General features: G+C 63.5%; 22 protein-coding genes. 10 read left to right on the forward strand and 12 right to left on the reverse strand.

Features of this window, described 5'->3' with window-relative positions:
* Both C9427_RS14465 and C9427_RS14470 read right to left on the reverse strand, forming a co-directional pair.
* Positions 1 to 1,311, reverse strand: coding sequence for a hemolysin family protein (locus tag C9427_RS14465; protein WP_107649810.1), 1,311 nt, complete (start codon positions 1,309 to 1,311; stop codon positions 1 to 3).
* Positions 1,312 to 1,384: 73 nt separating this feature from the next.
* Positions 1,385 to 2,299, reverse strand: coding sequence for a LysR family transcriptional regulator (locus C9427_RS14470; protein ID WP_107649811.1), 915 nt, complete (start codon positions 2,297 to 2,299; stop codon positions 1,385 to 1,387).
* Between the two features lie 235 nt (positions 2,300 to 2,534).
* Here C9427_RS14470 and C9427_RS14475 point away from each other — a divergent pair, with 235 nt between their 5' ends.
* Entirely contained in the window at positions 2,535 to 3,647 is a 1,113-nt protein-coding gene (locus C9427_RS14475) for a Gfo/Idh/MocA family protein (protein ID WP_107649812.1), read from the forward strand.
* Between the two features lie 32 nt (positions 3,648 to 3,679).
* On the opposite strand, the gene C9427_RS14480 is transcribed toward C9427_RS14475, so the two are convergent.
* On the reverse strand, positions 3,680 to 4,387 hold the full coding sequence (locus C9427_RS14480; protein WP_107649813.1) for an LssY C-terminal domain-containing protein: 708 nt from the start codon (positions 4,385 to 4,387) through the stop codon (positions 3,680 to 3,682).
* Between the two features lie 113 nt (positions 4,388 to 4,500).
* Here C9427_RS14480 and C9427_RS14485 point away from each other — a divergent pair, with 113 nt between their 5' ends.
* Complete coding sequence (locus tag C9427_RS14485) at positions 4,501 to 5,220, forward strand: gamma-glutamylcyclotransferase (RefSeq protein WP_107649866.1); 720 nt, start codon at positions 4,501 to 4,503, stop codon at positions 5,218 to 5,220.
* Position 5,221: 1 nt separating this feature from the next.
* Here the strand turns inward: C9427_RS14485 and C9427_RS14490 are convergent, their stop codons facing one another.
* The 3 genes from C9427_RS14490 to C9427_RS14500 form a co-directional block, all read right to left on the reverse strand.
* Positions 5,222 to 6,028 carry an extensin-like domain-containing protein gene (locus C9427_RS14490; RefSeq protein WP_107649814.1) on the reverse strand — a complete coding sequence of 269 codons (807 nt, stop codon included), beginning with the start codon at positions 6,026 to 6,028 and terminating at the stop codon, positions 5,222 to 5,224.
* Between the two features lie 99 nt (positions 6,029 to 6,127).
* The gene (locus tag C9427_RS14495) at positions 6,128 to 7,081 is read right to left on the reverse strand and encodes an extensin family protein (RefSeq protein WP_107649815.1); all 954 of its coding nucleotides are present in this window, start codon (positions 7,079 to 7,081) and stop codon (positions 6,128 to 6,130) included.
* Between the two features lie 76 nt (positions 7,082 to 7,157).
* Entirely contained in the window at positions 7,158 to 7,583 is a 426-nt protein-coding gene (locus C9427_RS14500) for a DUF3775 domain-containing protein (RefSeq protein WP_107649816.1), read from the reverse strand.
* A 230-nt stretch (positions 7,584 to 7,813) separates the two neighbouring features.
* Here C9427_RS14500 and C9427_RS14505 point away from each other — a divergent pair, with 230 nt between their 5' ends.
* Both C9427_RS14505 and greA read left to right on the forward strand, forming a co-directional pair.
* Entirely contained in the window at positions 7,814 to 8,344 is a 531-nt protein-coding gene (locus tag C9427_RS14505) for a tetratricopeptide repeat protein (protein ID WP_107649817.1), read from the forward strand.
* Between the two features lie 282 nt (positions 8,345 to 8,626).
* A complete protein-coding gene (greA, locus tag C9427_RS14510; protein WP_008877613.1) occupies positions 8,627 to 9,100 on the forward strand; it encodes a transcription elongation factor GreA in 474 nt (157 codons plus the stop codon).
* A gap of 5 nt (positions 9,101 to 9,105) precedes the next feature.
* On the opposite strand, the gene waaC is transcribed toward greA, so the two are convergent.
* From waaC to rfaD, 3 genes are read right to left on the reverse strand one after another with little or no spacing between them, the layout of a single operon-like run.
* The gene (gene waaC, locus C9427_RS14515; protein ID WP_107649818.1) at positions 9,106 to 10,080 is read right to left on the reverse strand and encodes a lipopolysaccharide heptosyltransferase I; all 975 of its coding nucleotides are present in this window, start codon (positions 10,078 to 10,080) and stop codon (positions 9,106 to 9,108) included.
* The gene (waaF, locus tag C9427_RS14520) at positions 10,077 to 11,084 is read right to left on the reverse strand and encodes a lipopolysaccharide heptosyltransferase II (protein ID WP_107649819.1); all 1,008 of its coding nucleotides are present in this window, start codon (positions 11,082 to 11,084) and stop codon (positions 10,077 to 10,079) included. Before waaF ends, waaC begins: the two co-directional genes overlap by 4 nt.
* Positions 11,057 to 12,007 carry an ADP-glyceromanno-heptose 6-epimerase gene (gene rfaD / locus C9427_RS14525; RefSeq protein ID WP_107649820.1) on the reverse strand — a complete coding sequence of 317 codons (951 nt, stop codon included), beginning with the start codon at positions 12,005 to 12,007 and terminating at the stop codon, positions 11,057 to 11,059. Before rfaD ends, waaF begins: the two co-directional genes overlap by 28 nt.
* Positions 12,008 to 12,226: 219 nt before the next feature.
* Between rfaD and C9427_RS14530 the strand changes: the two genes are divergently transcribed.
* The 4 genes from C9427_RS14530 to C9427_RS14545 all read left to right on the forward strand — a co-directional run bounded on the left by C9427_RS14530 (position 12,227) and on the right by C9427_RS14545 (position 15,710).
* Complete coding sequence (locus C9427_RS14530) at positions 12,227 to 12,859, forward strand: LysE family translocator (RefSeq protein ID WP_107649821.1); 633 nt, start codon at positions 12,227 to 12,229, stop codon at positions 12,857 to 12,859.
* A 137-nt stretch (positions 12,860 to 12,996) separates the two neighbouring features.
* The gene (gene rfaE1, locus C9427_RS14535) at positions 12,997 to 14,490 is read left to right on the forward strand and encodes a D-glycero-beta-D-manno-heptose-7-phosphate kinase (protein WP_107649822.1); all 1,494 of its coding nucleotides are present in this window, start codon (positions 12,997 to 12,999) and stop codon (positions 14,488 to 14,490) included.
* Between the two features lie 7 nt (positions 14,491 to 14,497).
* Positions 14,498 to 15,070 carry a D-sedoheptulose-7-phosphate isomerase gene (locus C9427_RS14540; protein WP_107649823.1) on the forward strand — a complete coding sequence of 191 codons (573 nt, stop codon included), beginning with the start codon at positions 14,498 to 14,500 and terminating at the stop codon, positions 15,068 to 15,070.
* 1 nt (position 15,071) lies between these two features.
* Positions 15,072 to 15,710, forward strand: coding sequence for a D-glycero-alpha-D-manno-heptose-1,7-bisphosphate 7-phosphatase (locus C9427_RS14545; RefSeq protein ID WP_107649824.1), 639 nt, complete (start codon positions 15,072 to 15,074; stop codon positions 15,708 to 15,710).
* 97 nt (positions 15,711 to 15,807) lie between these two features.
* Here C9427_RS14545 and C9427_RS14550 read toward each other — a convergent pair whose 3' ends face one another.
* Entirely contained in the window at positions 15,808 to 16,284 is a 477-nt protein-coding gene (locus C9427_RS14550) for an Lrp/AsnC family transcriptional regulator (RefSeq protein ID WP_008877604.1), read from the reverse strand.
* A 245-nt stretch (positions 16,285 to 16,529) separates the two neighbouring features.
* Here C9427_RS14550 and trxB point away from each other — a divergent pair, with 245 nt between their 5' ends.
* Both trxB and C9427_RS14560 read left to right on the forward strand, forming a co-directional pair.
* The gene (trxB, locus tag C9427_RS14555) at positions 16,530 to 17,504 is read left to right on the forward strand and encodes a thioredoxin-disulfide reductase (protein WP_107649825.1); all 975 of its coding nucleotides are present in this window, start codon (positions 16,530 to 16,532) and stop codon (positions 17,502 to 17,504) included.
* 113 nt (positions 17,505 to 17,617) lie between these two features.
* On the forward strand, positions 17,618 to 18,514 hold the full coding sequence (locus C9427_RS14560) for a LysR family transcriptional regulator (protein WP_097572801.1): 897 nt from the start codon (positions 17,618 to 17,620) through the stop codon (positions 18,512 to 18,514).
* 73 nt (positions 18,515 to 18,587) lie between these two features.
* Here C9427_RS14560 and C9427_RS14565 read toward each other — a convergent pair whose 3' ends face one another.
* Positions 18,588 to 19,085: a methyltransferase family protein gene (locus C9427_RS14565; protein WP_107649867.1), complete on the reverse strand. Its 498-nt coding sequence runs from the start codon at positions 19,083 to 19,085 to the stop codon at positions 18,588 to 18,590.
* Between the two features lie 786 nt (positions 19,086 to 19,871).
* On the reverse strand, positions 19,872 to 21,923 hold the full coding sequence (locus C9427_RS14570; RefSeq protein ID WP_107649826.1) for an elongation factor G: 2,052 nt from the start codon (positions 21,921 to 21,923) through the stop codon (positions 19,872 to 19,874).
* Between the last annotated feature and the right edge of the window lie 177 nt (positions 21,924 to 22,100).

The following is a 22,100-nucleotide window of genomic DNA, read 5'->3' on the forward strand; positions in this document are numbered from 1 at the left end:
TCACCGCACGATTTCGCGATGGCTGCTTGGCAGGCGCGTGGCGATGAGCTTGTCGATGCGGCGGCCGTCAAGGTCGACCACTTCGAAGCGCCAGCCTTGCGCGTCAACGCATTCGCCGGTCGCCGGCAGATGGTGCATGTGCGACAGCACATAGCCGGCGACGGTCTCGTAATCGCGGTTCTCCGGCAGGTCGATGCCAAGGACATCCGCCATCTCGTCGGCCTGCATGTAGCCGGCGAGCAGCCATGAGCCATCCTCGCGCTTGACGGCGTTTTCCTCGTCGCCGGCGTCGAGATCCGCGCGGAAGACGCCGGTGATGGCTTCAAGTATGTCGGCGGGCGTAACGATGCCTTCGAAATGGCCGTATTCGTCATGCACCAGGGCCATCGGCACGTCGGACTCCTTGAGTTTCGAAAGCACATCCAGCGCGTCAGCCTGGTCATGGACGATGGGCGCGGCGCGCACATGCCGGCGCGGGTCGAGCGCGCGGCCGCCAAGCATGGCAGCCAGCACGTCGCGGGTCTGGACGACGCCGATCATGGCGTCGACGCCGCCATCGCCGGCGGGCAGGCGTGAATGCTGGGTCTCCATCAACAGCCTGCGGATCGCCGCGTCGTCGGACTGCAAATTGATCCAGTCGACCTCGGTGCGCGGCGTCATCACGGCGCGCACGGCGCGGTCGCCGAGCCGCATGACGCCGGCGATCATGCGCCGCTCGTCGGATTCGATGGTGCCGTGATGCTCGGCCTCTGCGACCAGCATCTTGATCTCTTCGTCGGTGACCTTCTCCTCGCTTTCGCCGCGCTGGCCAAGCAGCCACAGGATGGCGCGGCCGGAAATGTCGAGCAGGAAAACCAGCGGGGCGGCGACAGTGGCGAGGATGGTCATCGCCGGAGCGACCCTGGCGGCGACGCGTTCGGGATCGCGCAGCGCGATCTGCTTGGGCACCAGTTCGCCGACGATCAGCGAGAAGTAGGTGATGACGGCGACGACGATGCCGACGCCGAGCGGGTCGGCGACGCTTTCGCGGATGCCGGTCGATGCCAGGAACACGGACAGCCGTTCGCCGAGCGTGGCGCCTGAAACGGCGCCGGACAGAACGCCGACCAGGGTGATGCCGATCTGCACCGACGACAGGAATTTGCCTGGATTGGAGCCGAGCGCCAGGGCGCGGCCGGCACCTGTGACGTTGCGGTCGATCATCGCCTTGAGACGCGCAGGCCGCGACGAGACGATGGCAAGTTCCGACATTGCCAGAAGGCCGTTCACGCAGATGAGGACGACCACGATAGCGATTTCAGCGTAAAGCATGAGGGGTCAATAGCATCGCGGCGTGGTCTTCGAAAATAGTCGGCCGCCATTTTTCAAGATGAAGACTGCTCATTCAGGTCGCGTCCCAGGACGGCGACGAGAAATGCTCGATCAGGGCGTCGACTACGACGCGGACCTTCGGCGTGAGATTACGCGTCACCGGCCAGACGGCGTGGACGACGATGTCTTCGACGAGACAGTCCGACAACACCATTTCGAGTTCGCCCCGCTTGAGACTGTCGGCCGCCAGCCAGGTCGGCAGAAAGACGATGCCGCAGCCGGCAAGGGCGGCATCAAGCATCGGTTCGCCGTGACCGAGGACGAGCCGAGCCCTGGGCACGAATTTGCCGAGATGGCCGTCGGCATGCCTTATGGCCCAGGGGCGTACGATGCCGTCACGGCCGTAGCCGATGACACTGTGATTGGCGAGGTCCTCGATCGATCGCGGCCGGCCATGCGCTTCGAGATAGGCAGGGGCCGCGCAGATGGCCGAGCGCTGGGCGTAAATGCGACGCGCCGCAAGCGACAGGCTGTCATCGAGATCGCCCATGCGGACAGCCAGATCGATGCCCTCCTCGATCAGGTCGACGCGCCGGTCGTTGAAGGAGATTTCCACCGTCAGGTCCGGAAATCTTCTGGAAATGTCGAACAGAACAGGGGCGACGCAGCGACGACCGAAGGCGAGGGGTACGTCGACACGAAGCCGACCGGAAGGCACCAGCCGATGCGCGGCGAGCAATGACTGGGCCGCCTCGATCTCGGCAAGCGCCCTGACGCAGGCGTCGTAATAGCTTAGGCCCTCGCTGGTCGGGCTGAGACTGCGGGTGGTGCGGTTGAGCAGGCGAACGCCCAGCCGGCGCTCCAGTTGCGCGATTGACTTGCCAACCGCCGATTTCGTCACATGCAGCCGCCTGCCGGCGTCGGTGAAGCTGCCGGCCTCGACTACCTGCACGAATGCGAGAATGCCTTGCAGGCTGGTCGCTTCCAACGCCGCTCTCCAATTGTAGATTTTTTCTCGTCAATCTGTTTCCGAATATGCAGCATGGGAGAGTTTTATTCCATAGCTGAACGGCATAAATGTGCGGCGTAGTCACCAAACGCGGAGCGTGGATCGAGATGAGCGCCTGCCCAGGCTGAAGCCTGCGCGGGCAGGATTTTTTCGGAACGGCTGATCTCGCAATCCAACGTCAAAGCCAAAGCTGCATGAAGGAGACCGAAACACAATGCCAGGACAACGCTTCAGGGTCGGTATAGTCGGATTGCAACCGGGCAGGAGCTGGGCGGCACGGGCCCATATTCCTGCGCTCAATGCCCTATCGGAGAGCTTCGAGATCGTCGGCGTCGCCAACACCAGCTTGGCCAGCGCCGAGAAGGCGGCCGGCGCGACCGGGCTGCCGCGGGCCTTCGCCAGCGTTGCCGAGTTGATCGCGGCGCCGGAGATCGACATCGTCACTGTCACGGTGAAGGTGCCTCCTCACCTGGAGATCGTGAAAGCGGCGATCGGCGCGGGCAAACACGTCTACTGCGAATGGCCGCTTGGCAATGGGCTGGCCGAGGCCGAGGAACTCGCCGCGCTTGCCCGGTCCAAGGGTGTCTTGGGCGTGGTCGGAACCCAAGCGCGCGTTGCTCCGGAAATTGAGTATCTGGGACATCTGATCGCCGACGGGTTCGTCGGCGAGGTGCTGTCGACCACCCTGGTCGCGCGGGGCGGGGGCTGGGGCGGCTCCATCTCCGAAAAGAAGATCTACGCCTATCTGCTGGATCGCGCCAACGGCGCCACCATGCTGACGATCCCGGTGGGGCACACGCTGGCAGCGCTCAGGGATGTGCTCGGCGACGTTGCGGAGATATCCGCGGTGCTGGCGACACGGCGGCGCACGGCGCTCGCGGTCGATACCGGGGAAACGCTGCCCGTGTCCGCCCCGGACCAGGTACTGGTCAGCGGGGTTCTCGCCAGCGGCGCGCCCCTGTCCATCCATTACCGAGGCGGCGCGGCGCGAGATAACGACGGCCTGTCCTGGGAGATCAACGGCACGGAAGGCGATATCCTTATATCGGGTTTGTCCGGCCACACGCAGATGGTGCAGCTTTCCCTCAAGGGCGCGCGGAACGGGGAGAAGGTGTTCCGGCCGCTGGAGGTCCCCGCCTCGTACCGTTCCGGCTGGCCGGAAGATGTGGAGCCGGGCAACGTCGCCCGCGTCTATGCCAGGATGGCCCGGGATCTGCGCGAGGGAACCCGCTCGGCGCCGAGTTTCGACGATGCGGTCGCAGTGCATCGCATCATCGCCGCGATCGACAGAGCAGCCGAAAGCGGAAGCCGCACCGCGCTGGTGTGATCGGGGCCTGGCCAAGATCGCCGGCGGCGCGCCTAGGGCAATTGCCTGAGCACGCCGATCACCGCCTTGCCGTCGGTGAAATAAGGGTCGCCGCCGCCGTTGCGCCCGGTCCTGGTCGCACCGATACCAGGGATATCGCTGGTCGAGATCAGCATGCCGGCGGCGGTAAGGTCGTGGATCAGGAAATCGCGCTCGGCGTCGATGTCGGGACCGATATGGTGGGTGATGGCACCGGTGTCGTGGCTAAGGCCGATGCCGCGGTCGAAACTTGCCGAACCCAGCCAGAGCGGCCGGCCATCGTCGCCGGTCGTATCGGTATGCCAGAAGCGGACGTGATGACGCCGGTCGGCGCTGTTGCCGACCGGTTTTTCGAAGGCCAGATCCTGGGCACGGCCTTCGAACAGCAGACGGCTGACCGGCGCGTCGGGATAGGGACGGCCGAACAGCACGCTTTCGCCGATCTCGATCGCGGTCTTCAGCGTAATGGCGTCGGCGGTGTCCCAGCCGGCAACGGCGAAGGCGTGGACGAGTTCCTTTTCCGTGCCGACAAGGCCGACATTGATCGGGTCGCCCGGAATGCCTTGCGGCGTGTGCGTCACCATCTCGAAGCTGTGCGAGCGGAAGTTGCGGTCCCGAAACGTCCAGAACTCAGGCGCGGCGAAATAGGCGAAGGCGAGATAGAAGGCCAGGAACGCCACCAGCCAGGTCGTCGCACGTCGTTTAAGGCTTCGTTGACCCATGATTGCCGCCCAATGGTGGCGAGTAACTGTCTCGCGATAGCCCCTGGAAATCAATGGCTATCGATGTACGGCCAGTCTATCTTCGGTCGTCGTTATTGGGGACGTTGGGCAAGATGAACCGGAAGCCGATGACCCGCAGGTCAATGGCCTTGACTGCCGAACTTGTCGCTCGGGTCGAGCGGATGGAGCCGGACCCAGGCCCTGAGCCCGGTACCAGCGAGCATACTGACGCGGAGTTCGACGGTCTGGTCGAACGTCTGCTTTCCGAATACCGTCCCGAAACGCTGTGGGTTTTTGCCTACGGCTCGCTTATCTGGAACCCCGAATTCACTCACATCGAACAGCGCCCTGCCAGAGCGCCGGGGTGGCACCGCTCATTCTGCCTGAAGCTGACGCGCTGGCGTGGAACCCGTGAATTGCCGGCGCTGATGCTGGCTCTCGACCGGGGAGGCAGTTGTAGTGGCATCGTCTACCGGCTGCCGGCGGAAGACCATTTTGGACAGCTCGGCCAGTTGATGCGGCGCGAAATCGATGCGAACCCACCAACCAACGTGCCATGCTGGATTACGGTCCGCACCGACGATGGGCCGCTGCGTGCCTTGGCCTTTGTCGCCGCGCCGGACGGCAGGGCTTATGCCGGACGATTGCCGCTGGATGAGGTGGCGCAGATGCTGGCGCGCGCCGCCGGGCATTGGGGCTCATCGGCGCAGTATCTGTTTCGGACTGTCAGCAAGCTCGAGGAAATCGGCATCCGGGACAGGAATCTGTGGCGCATCCAGCATTTGGTGGCACAGCAGATCGCCGCTTCTACAGGCGTCGCCCCGCGCGTCTGATCTAGCGGCAGGCGCGGTAGCCGTTCCTGCGGTTCTTGATGTCGAAATGGAAATGGTTGCGGTGGTCGTAATTGTAGCCGGGGCCGAGCACGGTCGTGAAATACTGACAGCCGTCGGCGCGCACATTGTTGAGGAAGCCGCGCGTGCGGAAGGCGAACAGGCCGGGCTTGCGCACGTCGATGTCGTCGCCATTGTTGAGTTCGATGCTCATGACGTCGAGCGCGTTGCCCTTGCCGTGCTCCGACAGCACGCCTTCGCCGGCGATCCTGCGGCAGGAATAGCTGGAACCCTGGTGGATGGTCTTGACGCCCGAGAAATAGCGCCAGCGCGCAGACGGGACGAGTTCGTTCCTGGTCCAGCCGGCGAAAGTGGCGGCCATGTCGCAGGTCAGGGTGGCGGCCGGCTTCATCTGGATGCTGCCGATGGCCGAGACCTTGACGGGGTAGTCGATGCCGCATTGGCCTTCGTGGATGGGCGCCAGATCGGTGTAGACGACGCCGAGACGCTGCAATTCCTTACGGCAGTCGGTCTCGCTGGCCGGCATCTGCTCAGGCTGCGACATCGGGTCATCCATGCGCGGGTAGGCGGCTTCCATCATGTCGGGATTGGAGGGGACAAGCCTCTGCATGCCGGAATATTGCGGCACGGCCGAGGTCTGGGAGCCGACGTCGACAGCCGGCTGCAGCGACAGCACGCTGCCGGTATTGCAGGCCGAAACCGCGACAAGGGCAAGCCCGGCGGCCGTCATCGCGGCACGTTTCGATTGGCGCGCGGCGGCGAAAAACACGGCGCGAAATGTCCCGGCCATTGGCGGAATCCCGTTGACGGATAGCCGGCATTTTAACGATCAAGGGTAAAGGAAAACTCAGCGGCGGCGTTCACGCCTGCGGCCGAATTGCGGCATCGTTCACTGACAGAACGTGCCGCCGTTGCGGCGCGGTTCGAGGTCGAGATGGAAATGCAGCGCATGGTCGGCATCGCTGCCCGGCCCAAGCACGGTCTTGAACGGCCCGCAGGCCGCCTTGCGCACGGCATTGAGGAATTTCGCGTCCTTCTCCGGCGGCGCCGGGCCAATTTCGATCTTCTTGCCGTCCGAAAGCGTGAAGCTTGATATGTCGAGCGCGTTGCCGAAGGCGTGTTCGGACAATTTTCCTCCGGCGTGGCGCGGCCGGCAGACAAAGGCCGAGGCCTGGCTGATCGATTTGAGGTCAGCGCCGAATTCCGCCTTTGCCGCCGGCTGGATGACATCGGCGGCAAAGCGCGCGGCCGCCTCGGCCATCTCGCAGTTGAGCTCGGTCTCCGGGCCGATGGCGATTGATTTCCCGAGCGTCTTCAGCGTGATCGGATAGGGGATCGAACAGCCGATTTCGAGATTGTGCTCGGGCTTGTGTTCCTCGAAGTCGACACCCATCGATTTCAGCCGCCGCCGACAGGCAAGCTCCTCGTCCGGCATTTTTTCCTCCGGCACGTCGGCCGAGCGCGGATCGGGCAGTATTTTCTTGTCTTGCTTTTCTTGCGCCTCAGCCGGCTTCTCCGGCGGTTGCGGGGCAATGGTGGGCGGTTGTGCCTCGGGCTCCGCTTCAGCCGGCTTTTCGATCGGCTTTTCGGTTGGCTTTGGAGCGCTCGCCGGCGGCTCCTGCTGATCGGGCTTTGGCGCGTCGGCGGGACGCGGCTCCGGCACCGGCACATTGGCCGGCGCGTCTTTTTGCGCAGGCTGTGTTTGATTGAGCACCGGGACGGCTACGGTTTCAGGCAATTTCGGCGACTTGGCCAGGGCCGTACCGGCAAGCAGCGTTGCCACGACCAAAGGCAGCGCTGCCCTGCTCGATCCGGCCAATCTCAGAAGGGTCAGCTCCGCCATCCGTCCCTAACGGCGGGCGACCGGGGAAGTTGCCCGAAATGAGCGTGTGGGCCGATCACGATGAGTGACGGCAGCGTTACGCACCGATGGCTTCCAGCCCTTCCTCCAGCCAGTCGGCGAGCAGCGGCATGCCGAGCAGATATTTGGCGGTGCGCTTGTTGGCGCGCTCGCGCGCGGCCGCCAACGCGTCCGCCCATTCGGAAGCGTCATAGTCGCCGCGGCCGACCCAGGCGAGTGCCACGAGTTCGGCCGCCTCGTCCACATTGAGGTCGTTGATCAGTTCGCGCAGTTCTTCCTCGGTGAGGTTTTCCGAGCTTTCCTCGGCCAGGCCGTCATGATGGTGGTTGTCGTGCGCCTGCCCGTCGAGTTCTATCTCGTGCTCGGCGCCGTCGGCATAGTCTTCGTTGACAGCGGCGCTCAGCGCCTTCGCCTTGAGAATGAACAGGCGCACGGTATCGGGACCGATCGAAAGCTCCCATTCCTTTTCAAGGCGCTGCTGCACTGGCCTTTCTCCGCATGCTCCGTTTGCCGGATGATAGCGAATTTGCAGCGCGCGTCACGTCACGTTCGGCTTGCAGCCTTTATCTTTGGCAAATTCCGGCGGACCTGCGCGCATTCTGCTTGGATCGGAGATCGAAGAGCGGGCGGTTGAGTGTCGGTTTCTGGCATTTGCGGGATGAAACGGCTTTCGTCCGGCGTTAGTGTTGCATTGTTCTTCTCAAGGAGGCTTCGATGCGCAGACGATTGCTGATCCAGGTTCTGGCGGTTGCCGCCCTGCCGCTTTTTGCGGTTCCGGCGTTTTCGGCCGGTGAAGGTGGTGGAGGCGGCCAGACCACGAAATGCAAGAAGGGTGAGGTTTGGGACAAGAAGAAGCAGAAATGTGCGCCGCCGCAGCAAGGCATGTTGGACGACGACAATATCTATGAAGCGGGCCACGACCTGGCGATGGCCGGGCGCTATGACGAGGCGATCGCCGTGCTCAGCCTGGCCGCCAACAAGCAGGATCCGCGCATCCTCAACTATCTCGGTTATTCGCACCGCCATTCCGGCCGCGTCATCGTCGGCCTCGGCTATTACGAGGAAGCGCTGCGCATCGATCCCGATTACACGCTGGTGCGCGAATATCTCGGCGAAGCGCATCTGCAGATCGGCGACCTCGCCGGCGCCCAGGAACAGCTCCGCGAGATCGAAAAGCGCACCGGCAAGGGATCGCGCGAATACGGCATGCTGTCCGAACAGATCGACCATTTCATGAGGAGCTGATCTATCCCCAATACTCCTCAACCGGCCGCGAGCAATCGCGGCCGTTTTTTGTCGCCTCTCGCTCCGCCAGCCCTCGTTGCCGCCACGGCATTTCCAGAAATGGCGGAGAATTTTTGAAAACCGACTTTTTGGACGTGAAAACCGCGCAAAGATTGCTATATCTTGGGAAATTGTGGTGAAACGGTTCCGTTAGCCCGAGGCTGCCGGACCGTTTTCTTTTTGTACCCATCGACAAGGTCATCCCCGACAAAGCGGGGGTGGCGGCAGGAAAGGTCAGGCATCATGAACAAGGTCCCGATGACAGGCGAGGGGTTCGCGTCATTGAAGGAAGAACTGCGTTGGCGTCAGCAGGAAGAGCGCCCGCGCATCATCGAGGCGATCTCCGAAGCGCGCTCGCATGGCGACCTGTCCGAAAATGCCGAATACCACGCGGCGAAAGAGGCGCAGAGCCTTAATGAGGGCCGCGTCAACGAACTCGAGGACCTGATAGCGCGGGCCGAGGTCATCGACGTCACCAAGCTCAGCGGCGACAAGGTCAAGTTCGGCGCCACGGTTGTGCTGGTCGACGAGGACACGGAAGAGAAGAAGACCTACCAGATCGTCGGCGACCAGGAAGCGGACGTGAAGTCCGGCCGCATCTCGATCTCCTCGCCGATCGCGCGCGCGCTGATCGGCAAGGAAGTCGGCGACGCGATCGAAGTCAACGCGCCCGGTGGCGCGCGGGGATACGAGATCGTCCAGGTGCAGTTCATCTAGGGCCTCTACGTCGCGGCCTGCGATTTGAGTTCTAGCAGCCTTTCGGCTTCCGCCATCACCGCATCCGGCGCAACGCCTCCGCTGGGCGGGGCCAGAAGCGTCGATGAGAACGGCCCGCGCGGGCCGGTCAGACCGGGTTCGGTCGCCAGGAACACGGCGACGGTCGGCAGGCCGAAGGCGCTGGCGAGATGGGTGAGGCCGGTGTCGGCGCCGATTACCAGCGTTGACCGGCCGATGAGCGCGGCGATCTCGGCAAGCGGTGATTTCGGCACCAGTTCGGTCCGCGGAACGGCCTTGGCGATCGCTTCGGCGACCGCCTTTTCAGCCTGGTTCGACCAGGTGGTGACCGGTGTAATCCCTCTTTCGACCAAGAGCCGGGCGGTCTCGATCCAGTCGCCGACCGGCCATTTCTTGTCCTCGCGGCTGGTGCCATGCAGCAGGAAGGCGGTTTTGCCTTCGACGCGAGGTAGACGTCCGGCTGGCGGCGCTATGCCGGAATCGAGGTTGGAAAGATCAGGCTGGTAGCCGAGCGCCAGCCCGAACAGCCGCCTTGTGCGCTCTATGGCGTGCAGGTCGCGCGGCACGGCGTAGCGGCGATCATAAAACAGGGCGGCTGTTGGCTCGCGCGCGCTCGAACGGTCGAAGCCGGCAAGGGGTGCTGCTGCCTGTTTCGCCACCAGAGCCGATTTCAGCAGGCCTTGCGCATCGATGACGAGGTCATAGCGGCCGGCTCGCAAGGCGCGTCGCAAGCCCGCCGCCTCGCGCCAGGTGTTGCGGCCGAGCAAGTTCTTGCGCCAGCGCCGGATCGCCACTGTGTGAATGGTGCCGATCGCCGGGTGCAAGGCGACGATGCCGGCAAAAGCCTCTTCCACGCACCAGTCGAATGAGATTTCAGGCCGATTGCGGTGCGCATCCTCGACGGCCGGAAAAGTGTGGATGACATCGCCCATCGAGGACGTCTTGACGATGAGCACCTTCATGCGGCGGCCGGCATTTCCAGCAACCGGTCCGCCGCCGCCGCGACCCGTGCGACCTCGAGTGTCTTCAGGCAGTTGAGATGGCCGAGCGGGCAGATTTTCTTGTGGCACGGCGAACAGGACAGGCCAAGCCAGACCAGTTCGCGACGCTCGGTGAGCGGCGGCGTGTTGTCGGGCGAGGTCGAGCCGTAGACCGCAACGATCGGCGTGCCGACAGCGGCGGCGACATGCATCAGTCCGCTGTCGTTCGACACGGCGAGCCTGGCGGCTGATATCAGGTCGATGGCGTCTTCCAGCCGTGTCTTGCCGGCGAGGTCGACAACGCCGGGCGCAAGCCTGGCGATTTCCGCCGTCACGTCGGCGTCGTTCTTCGAGCCGAACAGCGCGACGTCAAACCCCTTCGCCATCAGGTCGCTGGCAAGGCCGGCATAGTGTTCGCTGGGCCAGCGCTTGGCCGGGCCGAATTCGGCGCCGGGCATCAGAGCGACGAATTTCTTCATCCCCAGCCCAAACCGGCGGAGCAATGCCGCCTGGTTGGCTGTGTCGACGGTTAGCCTTGGAGCGCGGAATGTACCGCCCTGGGCGAGGTTGAAATAGGCCTGCGCGGTGCGTCGCCTCACGGCATCGGGCAATGGCACGATGTCGGTCAGCAGCCCATAACGCATTTCCCTGAGATTGCCGATACGGCGCGGAATGCGCGCAAAGTACGGAATCAGCGCCGATTTCCAGCTTCCCGGCATGATATAGGCGATGTCGTAGCGGCCACGCAGCAGCCGGCCGAAGCGCCGGCGGATGCGGAACTCCAGCGCGCCGGATTTTAGCGGCAAGTCGATCTGCTGGCGTATCTCGGGCATGCGTGCGACCAGCGGCGCCGCCCATGCCGGCGCCAGCACGTCGATCGCGGCGTTCGGGTGAAGCTCTCTCAGCGCCGAAAACAGGCACTGCGCCATCACCATGTCGCCCACCCAGCGTGGGCCGATCACGAGGATCGTTGGGCTTTCAGCCATTCGACATAGTCTCTGACGCCGGTTTCCACTGTGCGAAATTGGCCATTGTAGCCGGCTGCGCGCAACCGTGACATATCAGCTTGCGTAAAACTCTGGTAGCTGCCCTTGAGGTGGTCGGGGAAGTCGATGAATTCGATCTGCCCCTGGCCCAGCGTGTCGATCACCGTTTCGGCGATGGCGCGGAATGGCTGGGCGCGGCCGGTGCCGCAATTGAAGATGCCGCTTGAGCCGCGCTTCCACAGCCACAGATTGACGTCTGCGACATCGCCGACATGGATGAAGTCGCGGCTCTGCTCGCCGGGGCCGAAACCGTCATAGGCGCCGAACAGCTTCGGGTTCTGTCCTTGCTCGACTTGGTTGAACAGATGGTAGGCGACCGAGGCCATCGCGCCCTTATGCGCCTCGCGCGGTCCGTAGACGTTGAAATAGCGCAGGCCCGCCACCTGCGAATGATCGGTATCGAAGACGGTGCGCCTGACATAGTCGTCGAACAATTTCTTGGAATAGGCGTAGACGTTGAGCGGCCGTTCAAGCTCCGGTTCCTCGCGAAACTCGGCGCTGCTGCCATAGACGGAGGCGGAGGAGGCGTAGAGGAAGGGCACACGCAGCGCGAGGCACGCATGCAGCAGCCGTTTCGAGAAGGTGTAGTTCACTTCCATCATGAACTTGCCGTTCCACTCCGTGGTGGTCGAGCAGGCGCCCTGGTGGAAGACGGCTTCGATGCGACCCAGGTCTCCCGCCTCCAGGCGGGCCAAGAAATCATCCTTGTCGAGATAGTCGGCGATCTGGAGATCGGCGAGGTTGGCGATCTTGTGGCCGTCGGTGAGATCGTCGACGACAAGAATGTCGGTGAGGCCTTCGGCATTGAGCGCGGCGACGATATTGGAGCCGATCATGCCGGCGCCGCCCGTGACGATGATCATATCGATAGCCCTGACCTGCGGTTTGCTTGCCGATTCCGGCCCTTATAGGGGAGCCCGGCGAGGCTGTCGATAAAGGCCGCTGGCGGGCGTCGGCTGGGCAGTTGCCACAGTGCCGCCTTAAAGCTCTCGCTTCAGTCGTGGATCCGCCGGGTCAGTCAGCAGGCCGACGACCGGGCCAGTCGGTAGGCCGACGACCGGGATCGTGAAGGAGCAAGGCAAATGCCGTCGACCGAACTGCTTATCGCCTTCTTCGCCACCACCGCGATTTTCGCCTATATTCCTGGCCCGGCCATGCTTTACGCCGCCGCGCAGACCATGGCGCGTGGGCGCTGGTCCGGGCTGACGGCGGCGTTCGGCATTCATCTTGGCGGCTATGTGCATGTTTTTGCGGCCGCTGCCGGGCTGTCCGTGCTGTTCCACGCCGTGCCGCCGCTCTACATGGCGGTCAAGCTCATCGGCGCGCTCTACCTGATCTGGCTCGGCGTTTCCCTGTTCCGCAAGCGGACGGACGGCGACGCGGCACTGCCCGCGATCGAGCGGAAATCGGCGCGCCGCGCCTTTTTCGAGAGCATCGCCGTCGAGGTGCTTAACCCCAAGACGGCGATCTTCTTCATGGCCTTCCTGCCGCAATTCATCGATGCATCGGCCGCACTCCCGGTCTGGCTGCAATTCGTCGTGCTTGGAACCATCGTCAACCTGATGTTCTCTTCTGCCGATATCGTCTGTGTGTTCCTGGCGGGCGCCGTTCTCGGCCGCTTGCGGCGTTCGAGCCGCGCGCAGCGCCTGATGCAGCGGGCCGGAGGCGCGGTGCTGGTCGGGCTCGGTGTGCACGTCGCCTTGCAGAAAAGTTGACACAGCGAGCCGCCGTTGCGCTGGCGCGAATTGCGGTATATCGGCTTCGCCACGAAAAGACCGGTCAGCCGGTTCATTTTCTCGGCGAATGGTTCCAAGAGCATTGAGATCGGCTTTTCCCGCGCGTTGCAAATGACATGATCAAGCACAATCCGCCTTCTCCCGAACCCTTGCACCGCGCCATTTCGCGGTTCGGCGACGTCACCGTGCTGGTGGTCGGCGACTTCATCCTCGACCGTTTCGTCAACGGCGTGATCGAGCGGATTTCACCCGAAGCGCCGATCCCCGTGCTGCATGGGCGCGGCGAGATGCTGGCGATGGGCGGCGCCGGCAATGTCGTCTCCAACATCGTTTCGCTCGGCGCTGCCGCCATACCGGTTTCGGTGATCGGCGACGACCATGCGGGCAGCAATCTGATAGGCATGCTGGGAGAGCTGGGCGTCGGGACCGATGGCCTCGCGCGGGATCGCGATCGCATGACCTCGTCGAAAAGCCGTTTCAGCGCGCTCAACCAGCAGGTGCTGCGTTTCGACGAGGAGGAAATCAAGCCGTTGGGCGACGCGGAGCGAGCGATGCTGATCCGGCATTTCCGCGCAGCGCTTGCGCAAGCCGACATCGTCATCCTGTCCGATTACGGCAAGGGCATATTGCTCGATGGCGTCGCTGGCGAGCTGATCTCGATCTGCCGTGAGGCGGGCAAGCCGGTTCTGGTCGATCCGAAGGGACGTGACTATGCACGCTATGCCGGGGCGACGGCGATCACGCCCAATCGCAAGGAGCTCGGCGAAGCGGTAGGACGTGTGGTTTTCGCCGACGACGAGATCGTCGCTGCGGCGCGTGAGCTGATCTCGGCGCATGGCTTCGATTTCGTCGTCGCGACGCGCAGCGAGAAAGGCATGAGCGTCGTCGGGGCGCAGGATGCCCGGCACATCGCCACGCAGGCGCGCGAAGTGTTCGACGTGTCCGGCGCCGGCGACACCGTCATCGCGACGTTTGCGTTGGCGCTTGCGGCAGGCGCCGACCGTGTCATGGCCGCCTCCCTCGCCAATGCCGCGGGCGGCGTAGTGGTGGGAAAGCGCGGCACCGCGCGGTTGACGGTCGAGGAACTGACTGGCGCGCTGTTGCGCTCGCACGGACCGGTCGCCCCCCGCAGCGCGATCCTCGATGCCGCCGCCGCCGCAAGGCTGGTGGCGACGTGGAAGAACGAGGGACTTTCCGTTGGCTTCACCAATGGCTGCTTCGACATCCTTCATGCCGGCCATGTCAGCCTGTTGCACGCCGCACGCAGCCAGTGCGACCGGCTGGTGTTGGGCCTCAACAGCGATGCTTCAGTGCGCCGGCTGAAAGGGCCGGGGCGTCCGGTCAACGATGAGCATGACCGCGCCTGCGTGCTGGCCGCGCTTGCCTCGGTCGATGCCGTCGTCGTCTTCGAGGAGGACACACCGCTCGCCCTGATCGAGGCTTTGCTGCCCGACATACTGGTAAAGGGTGCGGACTATACCGTCGACACCGTGGTTGGCGCCGATGTGGTGCAGAAGGCCGGCGGGCGAGTGGTGCTGGTCGACCTCGTCGCCGGCAAGAGCACCACCGGCACCATCGGCAAATTGCGCGCCGGCGGCACTGCCAATTGAGGAATTCATGTCCGAACTGAACGATTATCTGATCCGCTCGGCGGCCGCGATCAACGCGATGGTCGAACGCGACCTCACCAGCGAGATGGAGCGCGCGGTGAGCGCCGTCGTCGCCGCGCTTTCGTCGGGGAAGGCATTGCTGATAGCCGGCAATGGCGGCTCCGCCAGCGACGCCATCCACATTGCCGGCGAACTGGTCGGCCGTTTCCTGAAGGAGCGCAAGGCCTATAACGTCATCGCGCTGCCGGCCAACGCGGCGGTGCTGACCGCCTGGGGCAACGACTACGGCTTCGATACGGTGTTTTCGCGCCAGGTCGAGGCGCATGGCGCAGCGGGTGCCGTGCTGCTAGCCATCTCGACCAGCGGCAATTCACCGAGCATCCTGGCCGCCGCCGAACAGGCGCGCATGATGGGCATGACGGTGATCAGCCTGACCGGCGATACCGGCGGCAAGCTCAAGCCGCTTTCCGACATCCTGCTCAACGTGCCTTCGACGTCGACGCCGATCATCCAGCAGGGGCATCTGTGCCTCTATCATCATCTGTGCGAAATGGTCGAAGCGCGCCTCAGCGATGGCTGACATGGGCGCCGCCGAGGCGTCGAGCCGCTACCCGCTCGAGGAACCGGGCCTATGGGTCGAGCGGATTGGCGACAGGATATTTCCGGCCGGCAGGCCGGCACTCTTCCTCGACCGGGACGGCACCATCAATGTCGATACCGACTATCCCAGCGATCCGGCGGACATCGTCCTGCGCGGCGACATCGCCCCGGTGATCGAGACCGCCAACCGGGGCAATGTCCCGGTCGTCGTGGTGACCAACCAGTCAGGCATCGCGCGCGGCTATTTTGACTGGAACATTTTCGCGGCTGTCAACGCTCGCGTGCTCGACTTGCTGCGGGGCAGCAACGGGTTTGTCGATATGGTTGTTGCCTGTGCCTATCACGAGGCCGGCACAGGGCCACTGGCGATCGCCAACCACCCGATGCGCAAGCCCAATCCGGGCATGTTGCTTGAGGCAGCCAAGCGCCTACGGCTCGATCTCAAGGACTCGCTGATCGTTGGCGACAAGCTGGCGGATATGGAAGCGGGGCGGCGCGCGGGCCTGTCGCAAGGCTGGCTGGTCGACGGCGAGGCGTCCAATCAAGGCGGATTCAGCACCATGCGCCTGCGCAATCGCGGCGATCTGGCCGGCTTGCTGGCGGCGATCGAGGCGCTGTAGGCCGGTCCGGTCAGATAGAGTCAGGTTTCTGCTCTACGTCATTGTTTTGTTGGCTTTTACTGTGCTTGCAATGCCGATCTCCCGGTCGGCATTGCACTCAAGCCGGAAACGCCACCAGACCTTCATCCTTGACCCGGCGGATGGTGAGCGCGGTGCGCACCGTGTCGACATTCGGCGCCGAGGCCAGTTCCTCGATGACGAAGGTCTGGAAGGCGCCGAGGTCGCTTGCCACGCAGTGCAGCAGGAAGTCGGATTCGCCCGACACCATCCAGGCGTCGCGCACGATCGGCCAGCCGCGCGTGCGTTCGGCGAAGGTCTTGAGCTCGGCATCGGCCTGGTGATGCAGACCGATAAGGCAGAAGGCGACGACGTCCATGCCAAGCGCCGGCGCATTGAGCAGCGCGCGATAGCCGCGGATGATGCCGGCCTCTTCAAGCCGCCTGACGCGGCGCAGGCATGGCGGCGCCGAAATGCCGACGCGGCTGGACAATTCGACATTGGTCATGCGCCCGTCCTGTTGAAGCTCGCGCAGGATCTTCCAGTCGATGGCGTCGAGATCGGCTTTGAGCGGCATGGATACCCTTCGGCGCTTCGCGCAAGAATCTTTCGTGATTTTGCAATTAAACGACTTACGCGTCTCGCTTCAATCGGCGATTTTCTGACAGTCACCGCGCAAGATGTTCATGGATCGTCTGTTGGCGCCGAAGCTTTCCGGGGACGAAGCGCAGCTCGTCTTGCTGGCGTCGTCCGCAACACCTAGATTAGGCGCGATATCGCTCCCTGTGCCGGATTGCGTCCGGTTGTTGTGAAAGCCCTGCTATGACCACCAAGCACGCGCCCGTTCTCATCATCGGCTCCGGTCCCGCCGGCTATACGGCGGCGATCTACGCCGCCCGGGCCATGCTGAAGCCGATGCTGGTCGCCGGCCTGCAGCAGGGTGGCCAGTTGATGATCACCACCGATGTCGAGAACTATCCGGGCTTTGCCGATCCGATCCAGGGTCCGTGGCTGATGGAACAAATGCTGAAACAGGCCGAGCATGTCGGCACCGACATCATCAACGACATCATCACCGAGGTCGACCTTAATGTGCGGCCGTTCCGTGCCAAGGGCGATTCCGGCACGCTTTATACCACCGACGCCTTGATCATCGCCACCGGCGCGCAGGCGAAATGGCTGGGCATTCCGAGCGAACAGACCTTCATGGGCTTCGGTGTGTCGGCCTGCGCCACCTGCGACGGTTTCTTCTATCGCGGCAAGGATGTCGCGGTGATCGGCGGCGGCAATTCAGCGGTGGAGGAGGCGCTCTACCTTTCCAACCTGGCCAAGAGCGTGACGGTCATTCACCGGCGCGGCGATTTCCGCGCCGAGCGCATCCTGCGCGAGCGGCTGTTCAAGAAGGACAATGTCCGCGTCATTTGGGACACCACCGTCGACGAGATCACCGGCCAGCCCGGCAAGATGCCGCTGCCACCGTCGGTCGAAGGGCTAAGGCTGCGCAATGTGGCGACCGGCGAGGTGACGCATCTCAAGGTCGATGGCGTGTTCGTGGCGATCGGCCATGCGCCGGCGGTCGAGCTGTTCGCCGGCAAGCTGAAGCAGAAGCCGAATGGCTATCTGTGGACGGCGCCGGATTCGACCCGCACCGACGTGCCGGGCGTGTTCGCCGCCGGCGACGTGACCGACGACATCTACCGCCAGGCGGTGACCGCCGCAGGGCTTGGCTGCATGGCCGCGCTCGAGGCGGAAAAATATCTCGCCGGTATAGAGGTTCACCGCGAAGCCGCGGAGTAAAAGTTCAAGAGGCGGCTGAGAAAAGTCGTTCAAAAGCCTGATTTTATTTCCAAACGCTAAGAGCGGGGCAGACGCTAGAGCGGGCAGACGCCAAAGAAAGCACGAGGGGAATCATGGCGCTGGACTGGGACAAGCTGCGGGTGTTTCACGCAGCGGCGGAAGCTGGGTCGTTCACCCATGCGGCCGAGACCCTGCATTTGTCGCAATCGGCGATCTCGCGGCAGGTCAGCGCGCTTGAACACGACGTCGGCGTGCCGCTGTTCAACCGTCACGCCCGCGGCCTGGTGCTGACCGAGCAGGGCGAGATGCTGTTTCGCACGGCGCATGACGTGCTGATGAAGCTGGAGACGATCAAGTCGCGGCTGACCGAGACCAAGGACAGGCCTTCGGGCGTGCTCAGGGTGACGACCACGGTGGGGCTGGGCGCCGGCTGGCTGACCGAACGCGTGCAGGAATTCATCGAGCTCTATCCCGAGGTCAGCCTGCAGCTCATCCTGGCGAACGAGGAGCTCGACCTGACCATGCGCCAGGCCGATTGCGCCATCCGGCTGCGCCAGCCGCAGCAGCCGGACCTTATCCAACGCCGCCTGTTCACGGTGCATTTCCATCTCTACGCGGCACCGTCCTACATCAACAAATTTGGCAAGCCGGCTTCGATCTCCGAGCTGAAGAGCCATCGCATCGTCACCTTCGGCGTGCCGGTGCCCGCACATCTGTCGGAATTGAACTGGCTGGAGACGGTCGGTGATTTCGAAGGCGGGCAAAGGGTGCCGACGCTGCAGATCAACGACATCTTGTCGATCAAGCGCGCGGTGCAGGGCGGCGCCGGCATCGCCATGCTTCCCGACTATGTCATCTCCAAGGATTCAGGCCTGGTGCAATTGCTGCCGGAGACCGAAGTGCCGTCCTTCGACACCTACTTCGCCTATCCCGATGCGATGAAGAACCAGGCGAAGCTGCATGTCTTCCGCGATTTCATTATTGCCAAGGCGCGAAGCTGGTCATTCTAAGGGCGTGTCGATGTTCAGGCGATGCCAGCCTGATACGAATCTCAACGCACCCTGAATCGGCGCAGATCCCGGCTCACCCGCGCCACGGCGTCAGGCGGGGCAGCCAGCCAGGCACGGCGCGGCGGTAGGCCTCATATTCGGCGCCGTAGCGGCGGGCCAGCGTCGGCTCCTCATGAAGCCTGGCGAATGAGACCATGGCGGCGGCGGCAATGACGGCGTAGGCGACGAGAGCCCAACTCGAAAACAGCAGTGCCTGGCCGAGGATGATCGACAGCACCGCCACATACATCGGATTGCGAACATGGCGGTAGATGCCGCCGACGACCAGTCTTTCGGTTGGCGCTACGGGGGCAGGCGTACCCAGGCCCTCCAGGGCAAAGCGGGCAAAAGCATGCAGCAGCAAGGCCGCGGCAGCGACAATCAGGACCCAGCCGACCGGCACAAAGCCGGGCAAGGTCGACCATGGCAGATGATAACGAGCGGTCAGCAGCCAGGGCACCAGTCCCGCGACCACGCCGGGTGCTGCAATGAAGAACAGTGCGCTGCCGGCGATCGCCGAAGCTGTCCGCACGAATACCTCCTTGCCGGATTGCCGTAAAAATGAACGCGGACTGCCCGATTCCACGTCATTCAGTGTTTTCCGCGTTTTCGGCGGGAATCAAGTCCGATTCGCTTCTCCCGCTGCGATTCCGGCTCGCGACACGTTACATTTCGACGATTCCGCTGGTCCTACGAGCCCCAGGAATGGGTTAGACCACAGCCTGCCTCTTTTTGCATGCGAGTGTTGCAAAATAGATGCTTGTTTCTTGGGCATGATGAGCAGATATATAGTTCATCTCTTGGGCGCGTTCTCCTCCCATTAGCGCCCTCGAGTGTTCCCCTCTGGAGGTTAGCCTTAACAGGCACTTCCAATCAAACTCAGCCGGATCTTCGTTGATCCGGCTTTTTTGTTGCCCAAAATCTGCAGTGCTCCGAAAAACCGACCGAAATTGTCGCGTAACGGTGACATGTAACCCCAGGTAACATGTTGCAGACACGCGGTATCGAGTAAGCAGATCGTAGGACGCGGTGTGGTTCGTGCGGGAGATGGGGGCATCACTCGGGCGATCCGGGCTCAGGCGGCTACCGCGTCCGAACCAATTCCACCGTCAACGCCATCAGGCGCTGGCGGCATGTGCGGCGGACCTGCCGTTTCGCCTCCCACGAAGACGGTCCGCAAGAGGGCGGCGTCCGGGTCATCCGGACGCCGCTTTCTTATGCTCGGGTACCATTTGATGCCCGACACGCTTAATTTAAGTTTTCATGCATGTCGTCATCGCAAAACCGCTGCACACTTTTGCGCGACATGCATTAAGTGTCAGGCGGCCTTGCCGTTGGCGTTCATCGCTTCGTCGGCCAGGCGGCCGGTGAGTTCGGCCATATGGTCGAAGGCGGCGCGATAGCTGGCGACGCCCGCGGTAGCCGAACGCAGTTCGATGATCAGGTCGCCGATCTCTGCCTGCGGCATGGTCGCCTCGACGATGTCCCATCCCGGCCAATCGGGCCTTGCGTCGTAGCCGAGGATCTGGCCGCGCCGTTGCGGGATGAGCGCAATGATCTTCGACGTCGCATCGGAGGGCGTGACGATCTCGACCTTCATGACCGGCTCCAGAAGCACTGGCGAGCAGGCGGCCATGCCTTCCTTCATCGCCAGCTTCGCCGCCATCTGAAACGCCATGTCCGACGAATCCACCGCATGGTAGGAGCCGTCGGACAGGTTGACGGCGACATCGACCACCGGGAAGCCGAGCGGGCCTGACTTCAGATAGTCGCGCACGCCGGTCTCGACCGACTGGATATAGGTCTTCGGCACGACGCCGCCGGTAATGGTGTCGGTGAACTGGAAGCCGGAGCCGCGCGGCAGCGGCTTGATCTCGATCACCACGTCGCCGAACTGGCCATGGCCGCCCGACTGCTTCTTGTGGCGGCCGCGCTGCTGCGCCGATTTGCGGATCGTCTCGCGATAAGGCACGGCCGGCGTATGGCCCTCGACCGGGATCTGGTTCTTGCCTTCCAGCCGTTCGCGCACGACGCGCAGATGCATCTCACCATGGCCCGAAAGCACGGTCTCGGCCGAATCCTGATTGTGGCGCAGGCTGAGCGAGGGATCTTCCTCGGCAAGACGCTGGATGGCTGCCGACATCTTGACCTCATCCTTGCGTTCCTTCGGCCGCAGCGCGAAAGCGAAGACCGGTTGCGGCGGCGTCAGCGCCACCAGTGGCCTGATGCCGCCCTTGGCCGAGCTCAGTGTCTGGCCGGTCTTGACGTCGTCCAGCTTGCCGAGCGCCACCGTGTCGCCGGCCTTGGCCACGGTGAGCTTGGTCTGGTCCTTGCCGAGCATTCTGTAGATGCCGGACACTTTTGTCGTGTCGCCATTCGAGAGGTAAAGCTCGGAGGCGTCGGCGAGCTGTCCGGAGAGGATGCGCGAGACCGACAGCTTGCCGCCATGCGGGGTGTGGATGGTCTTCATGACCTGGACCACGGTGGCATTGCCATCGGGCGCGCCGAGACGTTTGCGGGTCGCCTCCATGTCGGGTGCGTCGTGGCGGAGCGTCTTCAACAGGCGCAGCACGCCATTGCCCTTCTCGGCGGTGCCGATCAGCACCGGTGTCACCGCGCCGGTGCGCAGGTCGGCGGCAAGGTCGTCGAAGATCGCGTCCTTCGGCGGCTCGATCTCTTCGAGAAGCTGTTCCATTAACTGGTCGTCATGGTCGGCGAGCGTCTCCAGCATGGAGAAGCGTGCCTCCAGTTCGCGTGCCTTTTCGTCGCCCGGAATCTCGGCGACCTCGCTCTCGGCATATTCGCGATAGATGTAGGCGCGCTCCAGCGCGAGATCGATCGAGCCGATGACGACGCCGTTCTTGCGCAGCGGAATCTGGCGCAGCAGCAAAGGCATCGAACTTGCCGGCTGCAGCATCTTCAGCGTGTCGCGCACGCCTGCTATCGCCTTGTCGACCTTATTCAGGAACAGGATACGCGGCACGCCAAGATCGTCGAGCTTGCGCATGATGAGCTGCAGGGCAGGGATCTTCTTTTCGTCGGCTTCGGCGACGACCACGGCGATGTCGCAGGCGGCCAGCACCGGCTCGGCCTCGAAGGAGAATTCGATGGAGCCGGGACAATCGACGAAGGTGAGCTGCTCGCCCATGAAGTCGGTGGTGGCGAAGGTCGCCTCGACGCTCATGGCGTGGGCGCGCGCCTCGGGCGAATGATCGGAAACGGTGCTTCCCGAGGAAACGGGATTCTGGCGGGGAATGGCGCCCGTGCGGGCGAGTATTGCTTCGAGAAGTGTCGTCTTACCGCTTGCGAAGGGACCGACTATGGCAATGCATTTCGGTCCCGTGCGTCGTCCTCCGGCGCGAGTTCCCATGACTGACCTCCACTCAGGCGTTTCCCTGGGAGCGGCGGCCGGCCTGTCGACCGTCGCGGGCGGGGCTTTTTTAGTTCGCCACCTACCCGAAAGCATCGTCCCACGGGTTAGTCGGGAGGGCAAGGGATTTGAGGGAGGGGGGATTTGAGAAGCGGATTTGAGGGAGGAGTCGACGCG

The organism is Mesorhizobium helmanticense (genome assembly GCF_003034915.1).
Classification (GTDB): domain Bacteria; phylum Pseudomonadota; class Alphaproteobacteria; order Rhizobiales; family Rhizobiaceae; genus Mesorhizobium; species Mesorhizobium helmanticense.